Source organism: Kordiimonas pumila (assembly GCF_015240255.1).
GTDB classification, from domain to species: domain Bacteria; phylum Pseudomonadota; class Alphaproteobacteria; order Sphingomonadales; family Kordiimonadaceae; genus Kordiimonas; species Kordiimonas pumila.
In genome coordinates, this window is record NZ_CP061205.1 from 3,390,412 (window position 1) to 3,402,958 (window position 12,547).

The 12,547-nt window shown below is 49.2% G+C and carries 15 protein-coding genes and 1 tRNA gene; 7 read left to right on the top strand and 9 right to left on the bottom strand.

Annotated features, from left to right (window positions below; translation table 11 throughout):
* Nucleotides 1-60 precede the first annotated feature (60 nt).
* The 6 genes from ICL80_RS14960 to ICL80_RS14985 all read right to left on the bottom strand — a co-directional run bounded on the left by ICL80_RS14960 (nucleotide 61) and on the right by ICL80_RS14985 (nucleotide 3,929).
* Nucleotides 61-996 (bottom strand): hypothetical protein, encoded by a 936-nt coding sequence (locus tag ICL80_RS14960; RefSeq protein ID WP_194213534.1) that lies wholly within the window; start codon nucleotides 994-996, stop codon nucleotides 61-63.
* Complete coding sequence (locus ICL80_RS18210; protein ID WP_265588774.1) at nucleotides 993-1,388, bottom strand: transposase; 396 nt, start codon at nucleotides 1,386-1,388, stop codon at nucleotides 993-995. Before ICL80_RS18210 ends, ICL80_RS14960 begins: the two co-directional genes overlap by 4 nt.
* A 10-nt stretch (nucleotides 1,389-1,398) precedes the next feature.
* The gene (locus ICL80_RS14970; RefSeq protein ID WP_194213535.1) at nucleotides 1,399-2,181 is read right to left on the bottom strand and encodes a hypothetical protein; all 783 of its coding nucleotides are present in this window, start codon (nucleotides 2,179-2,181) and stop codon (nucleotides 1,399-1,401) included.
* A gap of 1 nt (nucleotide 2,182) precedes the next feature.
* On the bottom strand, nucleotides 2,183-2,989 hold the full coding sequence (locus tag ICL80_RS14975; protein ID WP_194213536.1) for a hypothetical protein: 807 nt from the start codon (nucleotides 2,987-2,989) through the stop codon (nucleotides 2,183-2,185).
* On the bottom strand, nucleotides 2,986-3,384 hold the full coding sequence (locus tag ICL80_RS18215; RefSeq protein WP_380083113.1) for a transposase: 399 nt from the start codon (nucleotides 3,382-3,384) through the stop codon (nucleotides 2,986-2,988). The genes ICL80_RS14975 and ICL80_RS18215 overlap by 4 nt, the downstream gene beginning before the upstream one ends.
* Nucleotides 3,385-3,839: 455 nt before the next feature.
* A tRNA-Ser gene (locus ICL80_RS14985) sits at nucleotides 3,840-3,929 on the bottom strand.
* Between the two features lie 130 nt (nucleotides 3,930-4,059).
* Between ICL80_RS14985 and ICL80_RS14990 the strand changes: the two genes are divergently transcribed.
* The 4 genes from ICL80_RS14990 to ICL80_RS15005 are packed head-to-tail and all read left to right on the top strand — an operon-like array spanning nucleotide 4,060 to nucleotide 7,963.
* Complete coding sequence (locus ICL80_RS14990) at nucleotides 4,060-5,376, top strand: amidohydrolase (RefSeq protein ID WP_194213537.1); 1,317 nt, start codon at nucleotides 4,060-4,062, stop codon at nucleotides 5,374-5,376.
* Nucleotides 5,377-5,412: 36 nt separating this feature from the next.
* Entirely contained in the window at nucleotides 5,413-5,886 is a 474-nt protein-coding gene (locus tag ICL80_RS14995; RefSeq protein ID WP_194213538.1) for a methyltransferase family protein, read from the top strand.
* Between the two features lie 34 nt (nucleotides 5,887-5,920).
* Nucleotides 5,921-6,394, top strand: a complete 474-nt coding sequence (locus ICL80_RS15000) for a methyltransferase family protein (RefSeq protein WP_194213539.1) — start codon at nucleotides 5,921-5,923, stop codon at nucleotides 6,392-6,394.
* Nucleotides 6,395-6,454: 60 nt separating this feature from the next.
* A complete protein-coding gene (locus ICL80_RS15005) occupies nucleotides 6,455-7,963 on the top strand; it encodes a UbiD family decarboxylase (protein WP_194213540.1) in 1,509 nt (502 codons plus the stop codon).
* A gap of 3 nt (nucleotides 7,964-7,966) precedes the next feature.
* On the opposite strand, the gene ICL80_RS15010 is transcribed toward ICL80_RS15005, so the two are convergent.
* The 3 genes from ICL80_RS15010 to ICL80_RS15020 form a co-directional block, all read right to left on the bottom strand.
* Nucleotides 7,967-8,332 (bottom strand): type II toxin-antitoxin system VapC family toxin, encoded by a 366-nt coding sequence (locus tag ICL80_RS15010; RefSeq protein ID WP_228073591.1) that lies wholly within the window; start codon nucleotides 8,330-8,332, stop codon nucleotides 7,967-7,969.
* Nucleotides 8,329-8,559, bottom strand: coding sequence for a ribbon-helix-helix domain-containing protein (locus tag ICL80_RS15015; RefSeq protein WP_194213542.1), 231 nt, complete (start codon nucleotides 8,557-8,559; stop codon nucleotides 8,329-8,331). Before ICL80_RS15015 ends, ICL80_RS15010 begins: the two co-directional genes overlap by 4 nt.
* Nucleotides 8,560-8,728: 169 nt before the next feature.
* Nucleotides 8,729-9,583 carry a DUF2971 domain-containing protein gene (locus tag ICL80_RS15020; RefSeq protein ID WP_194213543.1) on the bottom strand — a complete coding sequence of 285 codons (855 nt, stop codon included), beginning with the start codon at nucleotides 9,581-9,583 and terminating at the stop codon, nucleotides 8,729-8,731.
* A gap of 238 nt (nucleotides 9,584-9,821) precedes the next feature.
* Between ICL80_RS15020 and ICL80_RS15025 the strand changes: the two genes are divergently transcribed.
* The 3 genes from ICL80_RS15025 (at nucleotide 9,822) to ICL80_RS15035 (ending at nucleotide 12,538) form a co-directional block, all read left to right on the top strand.
* Entirely contained in the window at nucleotides 9,822-10,040 is a 219-nt protein-coding gene (locus ICL80_RS15025; protein ID WP_194213544.1) for a hypothetical protein, read from the top strand.
* Between the two features lie 144 nt (nucleotides 10,041-10,184).
* A complete protein-coding gene (locus tag ICL80_RS15030; RefSeq protein ID WP_449274503.1) occupies nucleotides 10,185-11,531 on the top strand; it encodes a TldD/PmbA family protein in 1,347 nt (448 codons plus the stop codon).
* 80 nt (nucleotides 11,532-11,611) lie between these two features.
* The gene (locus ICL80_RS15035) at nucleotides 11,612-12,538 is read left to right on the top strand and encodes a 3'(2'),5'-bisphosphate nucleotidase CysQ (protein ID WP_194213546.1); all 927 of its coding nucleotides are present in this window, start codon (nucleotides 11,612-11,614) and stop codon (nucleotides 12,536-12,538) included.
* Nucleotides 12,539-12,547: the final 9 nt, after the last annotated feature.

The window sequence follows — 12,547 nt, forward strand, 5'->3', positions numbered from 1 at the left end:
AGAAATTTGAGCCGCCGTAAATGTATATTGCGTCTGAGACATCGAATAGACCCTATTACTTTAGTTTTGGAATACAGGCAGCAAATCTAGATCAACTTGCCAGTGATCAAGCAGCTCCATAGCTGCAACTAATATATCTTCCCACATATCCACACGCTCACGAGTGAAATGCATGACAATATTCAAGTTGCGATCTGGGAAATAAAACTGACTAGAACATAACATGCTAAATGAATCGGCACACTCTATCATGAACTGATAGGGGTGATTTTCGGGATTGCGATAGTAAACACGCCCAATACCCCACCCCTTATCTGCGTTCAAACCATTAGGTAACTGTCGCGCTGAGCTTAACTTTTCAGGAATGACAAAATCCCCCGAGGTTGACTGGCGGGTAATAATCCCTGACGGTAATATAATATCACCATCCGGTTTTTTAAATTTACGGCGCCACATATGTTCTGGCGTACCGCCACTATTTAATTTCTCATTGACAAGAGCCTCCACACCAAATGATACAAGATAATGATCTTCACTTGGATATGGCCGACCCTGCTCACATTTATAGGCCTTCGTCATAAGCGAATAACCGACAGGCATTTCAGGATATCTTTTTTCAGGCATCCAAAAAGTCCACCATGTCCCAAACAACGGAGTGTTAGGATCAAAGCGAGACTCTTCTTCCCATGTCAGCCAATTCAAACTATAACCAATGGGCATACGGTAATAGAAAAAGCCATTCCCATCAGCTTTAGGTGCTTTTACAAGCCCTATAGTTTCAAGTGGCGTACCCGCATCTGGAGGATTGGAAAATTTTCCCCGCGTTGCAGTTACACGGGGGTTATCAGGTTTGATATATCGGGGGCACCCGTACTCATCTAATAACTCACCACTTAGCGGGGCTTTTCTATAATATTCTTTTTCTGGCCAAATAAGAATAATTAATAGTGCTAAGGCTATTGCTATTATTCCATATCTAGGCCGTAACTCTCTCACTTTTCCCCTCCCAGCTTGATGATGGACTTCTCACCTGTCTTAGGGTCGGTTTTTTGCATATGAAGGGTCATGCCCTTAAGGGGGCCGGTGATCAAGTCATGGAGGCAGGCTTCCACCAGCCTGTCTTTGGTGGCGAAGGGGCACACAAGGTCCACGAGCCACAGCTCAAGTTCACCCTCTTTTACCTTCGGTGGGCTCAGGTCCACCGGCTTGCCAGCCTCAAGGAACTCCTTGGGCCATTTGTAATACATGCTTTGGGCAAGGCCCTCGCGGCGGCAAAGCTCAGCGATAGAGCCTTCCCCGCGTAGGCTTTCCAGCACAATGCGGATGTTCTTAACTGTTTGCTCAGCGACAGCTTTGCTGCTAGCAGACTTAGTGGATTTAGCTTTCATTCTACATTCCTTACGTCACTTCAAATGAAATCAAAATCCTCTCTTGTGCAATCCCTAACTTTGGCCCCATAGGACCTGACGGGGAACAATTAGGATCAGTTTCTTCAAAGAAATAAGAGACCCCCGCGGGATGTATATCATTAGGATTGTCAAATCTCGCTTGAATTGAGGCTAGCACGCCGGTGTCAAAATCAGAAAATGAAGAGTTGTCTAATTGCGGTAAATAGTCATCATTATACCAGCCACCCAATTGCTCCATAGCCGGTATTTCGATTGGATTGTAGGACACCATGTTTCCGCCGCCAGCATCGGCTATTTCTATTGCAGAAATATCATCAAGGCCTGCCGTCTGAACCTGAAAAGAACTTCCATTAATGGTTATTATATTGTCAACGTTTACAGTTGTTGAAACATCGCTAACATTGCTAAGCTGCCCAAGTCCAGATTCAATCAATATAGACCACTGCACAGCCAAATCATCTGGTATAAAATCAGGGTTTAAAATGTTTACATCGGCCGAACTGGTTGGCCCTGAATTTACCAACATGTCCCTAGTAAAAGTAAAATCTTCTATAGACAACGATTCTAGTTTAGAGTTTGCTTGAAATAATGCCCCTTCAATAATTTGGTAGTCAAAATTTTGAGTGACCATAAATGAAGAAAATGCATTAAGCTCTCGATCTTTTATCAGGTTATTATAATGGTTAAATGATGCAATATCTTGTAACGCATTATGCCATATTGATAGAATTTGGCCTTCATTGGTTTCCCAAAAGTTTTGTAGATCAGACATTTTATTCACTTCCAATCAAATTGAATTTGGCAAATTTGTGCCGTAATGCCATGCAAAGTGACTTAATGCCCCTTGAGCAAGTCGCACCATATAGCTTAGTAGCAATTTCTAGTTTTACTTCTGAAGGCGTATCTTGCTCGTCAAGATACGGGCTATAGCAAGTAGAAACAGCGATATCATATTTGATAGCAAAAGCTGCATCACGACATGAATCCATCATGGCAATTGCTTGACTATATTGCTGAGACGACAGAAAAATCCTAGCATAGTTTTGCGTTGACAGCATCAGATGAGACTTCAAACTGCGTGATGAAGTAATCGTCAACAGATTCTTAGCAATACCCACAGCTTGATCACTAGACTGATAAAAGTCGATATCAACACCAAGCTCTCTCGCGAGGCTATATAGTTGGAATTTATAAAACCGATGCCACAACGTATTATCCGACTGCTCTTTATTTATGAGCTTTTCGACAATCACTTTTGATTGCTGTACTTTCTTAGCGCGAAGTAAATGGTTTGCTATTTGAGTAGCAGCATACTGCCACGTTGAATAATCACCCTTACCTTCTAAAAGGCCTTCTATTTGAAAGACAATCACTTCTGCCTGAGCATCGTCCCTCAATGACACCGTCACATAGTTATTGAGCAGTCTACGAATTTCTGCACAAACAACGTTTTTGGTTCCCTCATCCCAATATCTTAAGCAAGAGTTTTGCGGATACACCTGCTCACTCTCCGCTTTGGATTCTGTTTGACAAGCACTAAGACAAACAAAAACAAACAATATTGGAACTATCCCCTTCACTTCCCCCCTCCCAACGTAATTACAGACTTTTCCCCAGTCTTGGGGTCGGTCTTTTGCATCTTAAGTGGTATGCCCTTTAAGGGACCGGTGATGAGGTCATGGAGGCAGGCTTCCACAAGCTTATTGTCCTTGGTGGCGAAGGGGCACACAAGGCCCACCAGCCACAGCTCAAGTTCACCCTCTTTCACCTTTGGGGCGCTCAGGTCCACTGGCTTGCCAGCCTCAAGGAACTCCTTGGACCATTTGTAATACATGCTTTGGGCAAGACCCTCGCGGCGGCAAAGCTCAGCGATAGAGCCTTCCCCGCGTAGGCTTTCCAGCACAATGCGGATGTTCTTAACTGTTTGCTCAGCGGCAGCTTTGCTGCTAGCAGACTTAGTGGATTTAGCTTTCATTCTACATTCCTTACGTCACTTCAAATGAAATCAAAATCCTCTCTTATGCAATCCCTAACTTTGGTTCCATAGGGCCTGACGGGGAACACTGCTATAATAATACACTCATACGTAGCCCGCTAATTGAGAGTGGGCAAAACCGCAACGCCCCCGCTGAACCCAGTTCTCGGGGGTGTATCCATTTTAAAGAGCTTTAATTACTTATCGGCGGGTAATATCCTGAATACAAATTCAGTGTATTGTTAAACTTTTAAACCCTCAAAATCTAATGAAAATGAACCCGATTATTCCTGATTCTGAGAGGAAAGTCATGGCACGTTGCTATAATGAAATATCTTTGCGCTAAAACAGCAAAATATACTTAAAAAAATTGTACCACACTTTGTACCACAAACTGTACTACAAGGGCCATTTTTGCAAATTTAAGTTATTGATTTTATTGATAAAAAGGAAAATGGCGGAGAGGAAGGGATTCGAACCCTCGATACCGTTACCAGTATAACACCTTAGCAGGGTGCCGCTTTCGACCACTCAGCCACCTCTCCGCCGCCGTGAATACCGAAGGGAAAGTGCGGAGTCAACGTAACAAATACACCTTTTGAAAAAAAAATATATATATTCGAAATTTTGCATGTAAAATACCCTCAATTTGTACAGTTTCAGGAAGGAATTACGATGAACAAGCTTGCGATTGCACTTCTCGCGTCCAGCATACTAACAAGCCTACCGACAAAAGCAGAAAGCCCACTTCAGGCCGATATCAATGCTGATTACCCACACCTTGAAAAGCTATTTAAGCATTTGCACAGCAACCCTGAGCTATCTTTTCAGGAAACCGAAACATCGAAACGCCTTGCCGCAGAACTGAAAGCCCTTGGCTACAGTGTTAGCACCGGTGTTGGCAAAACGGGCGTTGTAGCCGTAATGAAAAACGGGAAAGGCCCCACGGTTTTGATTCGCGCCGATATGGACGCCCTGCCCCTACAGGAAAAATCAGGCCTTGCTTATGCTTCCACCAAAACGCAAGTGAACCTTGACGGGGTGGAAATGCCGGTGATGCACGCCTGCGGGCATGACATGCATGTCACGGCGCTTGTGGGCACTGCCAAACAAATGGCCACGAGAAAAGACCAGTGGCAAGGCACCCTTGTGCTGATCGGCCAACCGGCAGAGGAAGCATACGGCGGCGCGCAAGCCATGCTGGATGACGGGCTATACAGCAAGTTCCCCACACCGGATTATGCCCTTGCCCTTCATGTTGGTTCGGCCGATGTTGCTGGCAAAATCTATTACCGCGCTGGCACCATGTATAGTTCTGCCGACAGTGTAGAAATTATCGTGCCCGGCATTGGCACACACGGCGCTGCCCCGCAGTACGGCAAAGACCCGATCGTGATCGGCGCGCAGATTGTCACCGCACTGCAAACATTGATCACGCGGGATATATCGCCGCTTGAAGCAGGTATTGTAACCGTGGGCACCTTCCATGCGGGCACCGCTGGCAACATCATCCCTGATCAGGCGACCATGGCGCTCACTGTGCGCGCCAACAGCGACGAAGTGCGCGAAACCCTGCTCACCGGCATAGAGCGCATTGCCAAAAACATGGGCCGCGCCGCCGGCCTGCCGGAAGACAAATTGCCCTACATGGTGCACAAGGGCGGCTATGAAGTAACCAAAAATGATGCATCCCTCACCACCCGGCTCGACAGCACCTTCAAGGAAAAGTTCGGCGCTGACCGGATTGTTGCTTACGAACAGCACAATATGGCTGCGGAAGACTTTACAGACTTCACCCGCACACCCGAAAATGTACCCGGTTTTTACTTTATGGTAGGCGGCACACCGGCAGAAGCCTTTGAAGCAGCGAAAAACGGCGGCCCCGCCATTCCGGGACACCATAGCCCTGTGTTCAAAATCGCGCCAGAACCGTCGATTAAAACCGGGGTAGAGGCCATGACCATCGCCGCGCTTGAACTGCTGGAGAAATAGCCGTAAAACTGCTCTGCAACCACCAAAGGGAACAGCATGAGCAGAAACGACCCTAAAAACCAAAACAGCGGCTACAAGGTGCCACGCCTGTTGCCGCTGCATTTGTTTGTGCTGGCGGCAGGGCTTTCCCTGTGGCTGGGCCATATGGAAACGGGTGCTTTCACGCTCACCACTGGTGGGCTGGCGGTGCTGGCAGCGGCGGCTGGCATCACAGCATGGTCTGCCGTTACATTTGCACGCGCCAAAACCACCATCATGCCGGGCGCCAAACCCGCAGCCCTTATCACAAATGGGCCGTTCCGCTATTCGCGCAACCCCATATACGGTGCAATGGTGCTGGCGCTTGCGGGCCTGTGGTCATTCACGGGCGGCTTTAGCCCCTTTATGGTGTTGCTGCCTTTTATAGCCTTTATCCAGAACCGCTTTATTGCAATGGAAGAACGGCATATGCTGGCTGTGTTCGGCGAGGAATATCTGGTATACTGCATGCGCACTCGCCGCTGGCTTTAGTTAGCTACCACCCATACATTGAGGGAGAAGCACCATGACTCACCCTAAAACAGATACAAGCCCCCCATACGGGGTGCCGCGTATTTTGCCGCCGTATGTTTTTATTGCCGCCATGGTGGCAATATATTATCTCGGCAAATGGGAAACCGGCGAGCCGGTCGCCTACAGCCTTTCAGGCGGCCTTGTTATGGCACTTGGGCTGCTTATCGCTATTGTTGCCAACAGGCAGTTCAAGCGCGCGCGCACCACTATTTTACCGGGCGACAAGCCCACAAAGCTTGTAACCACTGGCATGTTTCGCCGTTCGCGCAACCCCATGTATATTGCCATGACCGTGGTTCTTGCGGGTTACTGGTCGTGGGTGGGGGGCTATAGCCCGTTCGGCGTGCTGGTGCTGTTTTTGCTTGTTATGCGCTACCGCTTTATCGCGATGGAAGAAAAACATCTTCTGCACACATTTGGGGCAGATTACCAAGCTTACTGCATGCGCACCCGCCGCTGGCTGTAATTTCCCCCAAAGCCGCATTTCACCGTAGCGCACACAGAAAAGCTGCTATATAAGGCGCATATGGCTTATAAATCGCTTAGAGATTTTATCGATATACTGGAAAAAGAAGGCCGCCTTGTGCGGGTTTCAGAGCCGGTTTCCACGCATCTGGAAATGACCGAGATCGGCACCCGCGTGCTGGCGGCTGGCGGCCCTGCAGTGCTGTTCGAGCATGTGATAAACGAGCGCGGCGAAAAAGCAGACATGCCCGTGCTGATCAACCTGTTCGGCACGGTTGAGCGTGTGGCGTGGGGGATGAACCGCGAACCGCACGAACTGCGCGCCGTGGGCGAAACGCTGGCGTTTTTGAAGCAGCCAGAACCACCCGCTGGCGTAAAAGACGCGCTTAAAATGCTGCCGCTTGCCAAACAAGTGCTGGCGATGAAACCAAAAACGGTGAAAAAAGCCCCCGTACAGGAAGTGGTGCTAACGGGCGATGATATTGACCTTTTTAAACTGCCCATTCAAACCTGCTGGCCGGGCGAGCCTGCGCCGCTGATAACATGGCCCTTGGTGGTAACAAAGGGGCCATCTGGCGCACCGGAAGATAAATTTAATCTGGGCATATACCGCATGCAGCGGGTAAGTAAAAACCAAACGCTGATGCGCTGGTTAAAGCACCGGGGCGGTGCGCAGCAATATGCAAGGTGGAAAGACCAGAAACGCGAGCCTGTGCCCGCTGCCGCCGTGATTGGCGCGGACCCCGGCACCATTTTGGCGGCGGTAACGCCCGTGCCAGACACACTGAGCGAATACCAATTCGCCGGTTTGCTACGCGGCAAAAAGGTGGAACTGGTAGACTGTAAGACCGTGCCCCTCAAAGTGCCCGCCACCGCAGAGATTGTGATCGAAGGTTTCGTGAGCCTGGACGATTACCGCGCCGAAGGCCCTTACGGCGACCACACGGGGTATTATAACAGCGTAGAACAGTTCCCGGTGTTTAACGTAACCGCCATCACCATGCGGAAAGACCCAATTTACCTTTCCACCTACACCGGCAAGCCGCCTGATGAGCCAAGCGTGCTGGGCGAAGCGCTGAATGAAGTGTTCATCCCGCTGCTGCAACAGCAGTTCCCCGAAATTGTGGATTTCTGGTTGCCGCCAGAGGGCTGCAGCTACCGCATTGCGGTTGTGAGCATTAAAAAAGCTTACGCGGGCCACGCCAAACGGGTGATGATGGGCGTGTGGTCGTTCCTACGCCAGTTTGTATATACCAAATTTGTAATTGTGGTGGACGCTGACATTGATTGCCGCGACTGGAAAGAAGTGATGTGGGCGATTTCTACCCGGATGGACCCGGTGCGCGACATCGTGACGGTGGAGAACACCCCGATTGATTACCTTGATTTCGCCTCCCCCGAAAGCGGCCTTGGCGGCAAGCTGGGGCTGGATGCCACCAATAAAATAGGCAACGAAACCCACCGCGAATGGGGCCGCGAGATTTATATGGAAGCGGATGTGGTGGATAAGGTGGATGCCCTATGGGACACCCTCGGCATACCGGGTAGCGGCAAGAAGATTTGGAAATAACACCTACAGTGTGTACGGGATACGCACACTGACAGAAGCCTGAAAATCTTTTGTATTACGGGTCACAAGCAATGCATTGTTTGCAATTGCCGTTGCTTCAATAATCGCATCAGGCAGCTTTATTTTTCGCTCTTTCCGCACTGTCACACTTGCCATGGCAACATCTGCGTTTAGCGACAATACAGTGAAGGAAGCTAAAAAATCACTGACAATATCAATATGGTCTTCTTCAACCCCGACCATCACCTCAATCCATGTTAATGTACTGATACAGCGGGACCCTTTATCCAGGGCTTCTATCTCAGCCTTCGCTGGCTTGATGCCATTCAGGTAATCAATGAGGATGCAACTATCAAAAACAACCTTCACTTGCCCCATTCCTCGCGCAGGGCTTGCTGCACCTGAAGACCATCAACTGGTGCCTTTTTGTACAAGCCGAACGCCTCCTGATTAACTGATTTGCTGTTTTCATCCAGATACATTCGAACGGCATCACGCATCGCTTTTGCCCGTGAAATATGCTTTCGATGTGCGAGCTGATCCAGTTCAGCAAGCTCATCATCAGGGATACGTGCTATAATTTGCTGCATGGTCATTTCCTTACTCCTTAAGATATAAATATAGCATATCGCTATCGTATATCAAAATAAAACCCACCGCGAATGGGGCAAGGAAATTGCGATGGACGCAGATGTGGTGGATAAGGTAGACGCCCTGTGGGACACCCTCGGCATACCGGGTAGCGGCAAGAAGGTCTGGAAATGATTAGCGGTAAGAGGCTTTAGACTGTTCAACAGTTACATTTTCAAAACCACCTGTCTTTAACCAAAACTCTAGATGATTTGAGGGCGTGATATTTTTTGACCCCAAGATTACCTTCTCTAGCATACCGCCAAGTACTGCTCTTCGCTTTATTTTAGGGTATTGGAAGTTGATATAAGGTACGATTCCAAAGGGTTTTCCCTTCATTCCTATTCTGATTGCCCATATTTCTTCATATAATTCTATAACTGGTACATTTAGACAAATACGATACTCTTGCTCTTCTTTGAATGCAGGGTTTTTATGAAAATATATATGGGAGAAAAGGCTAGCCCATTGATCGTTAATTAAATCTTTTTCTTTTTCTGGAGTTAGATTTTTTGAACGACTAAGCTTTTTTATAGTTTTTTCGATATGTTGTTTAATAAACTTATCATGATCACTCTCAGTATATTTAATTTCGCCATATCGTATATTTAACTTGTGTTGTTCGTTAATAGACTTAATGAAATTCTCCATTTTTTCTTTGTTTAAGCACAGAGCCACGCCTTTGCCATTATCGGCATATCCTCGCCACTGGCTTAGTTTCTCTCCTCCTTGAGAAAAACAAGCAGCAAAACCAAGAAAATTATTTCTTGCCGCTAGAATTCTTTCTTTGTGACGCCGAGATTCACCTGTATTCTTCTTTAGTTCAGCACCTTCCTTGATTAAAAAGTCAGTATATTTGTCTAATATCCATGTGCCTTCTTGATAATCATTGGTTCCATCCAGAGATGAAAGACGCAATGTGTCACTTTCGATTATATTCATGAATACTTCATTGCTGGTGTAGTGATAGAGAAGACCATCGTCAGTCATAAATCCCCCTGATCGTAAACTGTAACTGTAGCTACTATAGCGCCACTCTCATTCAGGCGGGAGTCTATAATATTCGTCACTCGCCTACTTGATCGGCGAGTCTAGGGTGATTGTCATAATGTATAGATTACCCGGTCAAGCCGGGTAATGACGCCTAATAAAGTAAGATGCCCGCTTTAAGACAAAAGTAATATATCATGCGGTATTATTCTGTCCTCATTACGATAGGGGAAATATCATGAGAAACATGACTAAGGGTATTACGGGGATAATGGTTGCAGGCCTGTTTGCGCTTTCTGGTGCGGCAATCGCGTTAGACGAAAATGTGTATTATGTTTACTGCCATGATGAGAATAAACAAATAGGGCACGACAGCCACGATGAAGCCGAAGCCCAGCACGAGGCAGAGCTTCATGCAGAAGAAACCGGCCACCAAACCGAAGTGAAACACCACTAAACCAGCCTACAGCGCCTTTCATCCAGCATGAAGGGCGTTTCCTTGCCTGCGTAACCCTTAAAAATCATATCTCCTGCCTTGCCCTTAGCGCCTGTTTGTGGCTTATTGGCGGTCCTATAGTGTTCGCTTTAAAACCCACCGGAATTGTTTATGCCCCAACGCACCCTTGAGACCCTTCACGATCTTGTAAATGCCGCCCAAAAAGCAGGCGCTGACGCCGCTGACGCTGTGGCGGTAGATGCCCGTTCACGTGGGGTTTCGTGGCGCAACGGCCAGATGGAAGATGTAGAAGGTTCAGAGGGCGAAGACATTGGCCTTCGCGTTATGTTTGGCCAAAAGCAGGCCATGGTTTCCACCAGCGACAGGCGGCCCGCCAACCTGAAAGAGCTAGTCGAGCGCACTGTTGCCATGGCACGCGCTGTACCAGAGGATGAATACTGCGGCCTTGCGCCCAAGGAAGCGCTGGCCCACGGCCCGTTCCCTGACCTTGACCTTTACGACGATACTGATATATCTGCCGACCAGCTAAAAGAACTGGCGCAAATTGCAGAAGATGCGGTTTACAGCGTAAAAGGCGTTACCAATTCGGGCGGCGCAGGTGCCAGCGCTGGCAGCTATGCCATTTCGCTTATCACCAGCCACGGTTTTGAAGGCCACTATCAGGGCAGCAGTTTTTCCATTTCCGCCACGGCGGTTGCTGGCACTGGCACCGCGATGGAACGCGACTATGACTATACGTCAAAGCGCCACTTTGCCGACATGGCAAACGCCGCCGATATTGGCAAAAAAGCGGGCGATCTTGCAGTAGGCCGCCTGAACCCCGCAAAAGCAAAAAGCGGGCGCATGCCGCTTGTGTTTGCGCCCCGTGTGGCAAACAGCCTTTTGGGCCATTTTGTCGGGGCTATTTCCGGCACAGCCGTGGCGCGCGGCACCAGCTTTTTAAAAGATAAAATGGGCAAGCCTGTTTTTAACCCGGCCATTACAGTAACCGATGACCCGCTGATAAAACGCGGCATTTCAAGCAAAGTGTTTGACGGCGAAGGTGTGGCAGTTAGCCGCCAGAACCTTGTGGAAAACGGCGTTTTAAAATCGTGGATTTTGAACAGCGCCAGCGCGCGCCAGCTTGGGCTTGCCGTTACCGGCCACGCCAGCCGGGGTACCTCGTCAGCGCCCGGCATTTCCACCACAAACCTATATATTGCACCGGGCGACCTTAGCCCCAGTGCCTTAATGGCCGACATCAAGGAAGGCATTTATATTACCGATCTTATCGGCATGGGTGTGAACGGTGTAACAGGTGACTATAGCCGGGGGGCCGCTGGCTTTATGATCAGGGACGGTGTTATCGCCGAAGCTGTGAGCGAGTTTACAATTGCTGGCAATCTTAAGGAAATGTTCATGGAGCTTCAGGTATCATCTGATCTGGTGATGCAGTATGGTACCAACGCGCCCACAAGCCGTATTGACGGCATGATGGTGGCTGGCGCATAGTAGGTTTTAGTGGGAACTGAGGGAAGCGAATGATAACCCGGCGTATATGGGGATGCGCGCTTTGGATGTAGAGTAAACCCGTGGCAAAAAATGCCCAAAACGTGTTTGATGATGATTATAGCCCGTGGTCGCTTGCCGACGATGCCCGCCTTGTACGGCAGGTAACAGAGGAAGCAGGGCGGATCGCCCTTTCCTATTTCGCCCGTGATGTAAAAGTGTGGGAAAAATCCCCCGGGAACCCTGTGTGCGAAGCCGACATGGCTGTTGATGAATTTCTGCGTACCACCCTGATGCAAAACCGGACCGGTTATGGCTGGCTGTCTGAAGAAACCGAAGACCAGCCAGAGCGCCTGCGCTGTGGCCGCCTGTGGGTGGTGGACCCGATCGACGGTACCCGCGCCTTTATTGCAGGCGGCGATGACTGGGGCATATCGGTGGCATTGGTGCAAGACCAGCGCCCTGTTGTAGCCGCCTTTTATGCGCCGGTGAAAGACGCATTCTATTTTGCTGAATATGGCCGGGGGGCGCGCAAAAACGGCAAACATATTGAGGTTTCAGGCGCAGATAACCTGAACACAGCCCGCATGATGGGCGACCCTGAGGCCTTCCGTCATGAGAAATTCTGGCCAAACCCGTGGCCAGAAACCATGCAGGCCGAAGCCGCAAACAGCATTGCCCTCAGGATATGTCAAATCGCTGATGGCCAGTTTGACTGCTGCGTTACGCTGCGCCCCAAAAATGACTGGGACGTGGCAGCCGCAGACCTTATCCTGCTGGAAGCAGGCGGCATTTGCACCACTGCCCACGGCAAAAACCTGATCTTCAACCGCGAAAAACCCCTGCATGACCATATTGTTGCGGTTAGCCCCGCGTTGCAGGCCCCAGTGATGGAACGGGTGAAACCGGCGCTCACGGAATGGCAATGCCGGGTTGAAGATGCAGAAAGGCCTGTGCATACCTATAGCCGCAAAAACGCCCTCCGCCACGGCCTGTTCGCCCCGATTTAGGTGATCATT

Excerpts from the sequence above, each read along its gene's own strand:
- ICL80_RS18210 (WP_265588774.1), bottom strand. The coding sequence starts at position 1,388 with ATGAAAGCTAAATCCACTAAGTCTGCTAGCAGCAAAGCTGTCGCTGAG.
- ICL80_RS14995 (WP_194213538.1), top strand. The coding sequence starts at position 5,413 with ATGAGCAGAAACGACCCTAAAAACCAAAACAGCGGCTACAAGGTGCCA.
- ICL80_RS15020 (WP_194213543.1), bottom strand. The coding sequence starts at position 9,583 with ATGACTGACGATGGTCTTCTCTATCACTACACCAGCAATGAAGTATTC.
- ICL80_RS15015 (WP_194213542.1), bottom strand. The coding sequence starts at position 8,559 with ATGACCATGCAGCAAATTATAGCACGTATCCCTGATGATGAGCTTGCT.
- ICL80_RS15000 (WP_194213539.1), top strand. The coding sequence starts at position 5,921 with ATGACTCACCCTAAAACAGATACAAGCCCCCCATACGGGGTGCCGCGT.
- ICL80_RS18215 (WP_380083113.1), bottom strand. The coding sequence starts at position 3,384 with ATGAAAGCTAAATCCACTAAGTCTGCTAGCAGCAAAGCTGCCGCTGAG.
- ICL80_RS15025 (WP_194213544.1), top strand. The coding sequence starts at position 9,822 with ATGAGAAACATGACTAAGGGTATTACGGGGATAATGGTTGCAGGCCTG.
- ICL80_RS14990 (WP_194213537.1), top strand. The coding sequence starts at position 4,060 with ATGAACAAGCTTGCGATTGCACTTCTCGCGTCCAGCATACTAACAAGC.
- ICL80_RS14970 (WP_194213535.1), bottom strand. The coding sequence starts at position 2,181 with ATGTCTGATCTACAAAACTTTTGGGAAACCAATGAAGGCCAAATTCTA.
- ICL80_RS15005 (WP_194213540.1), top strand. The coding sequence starts at position 6,455 with ATGGCTTATAAATCGCTTAGAGATTTTATCGATATACTGGAAAAAGAA.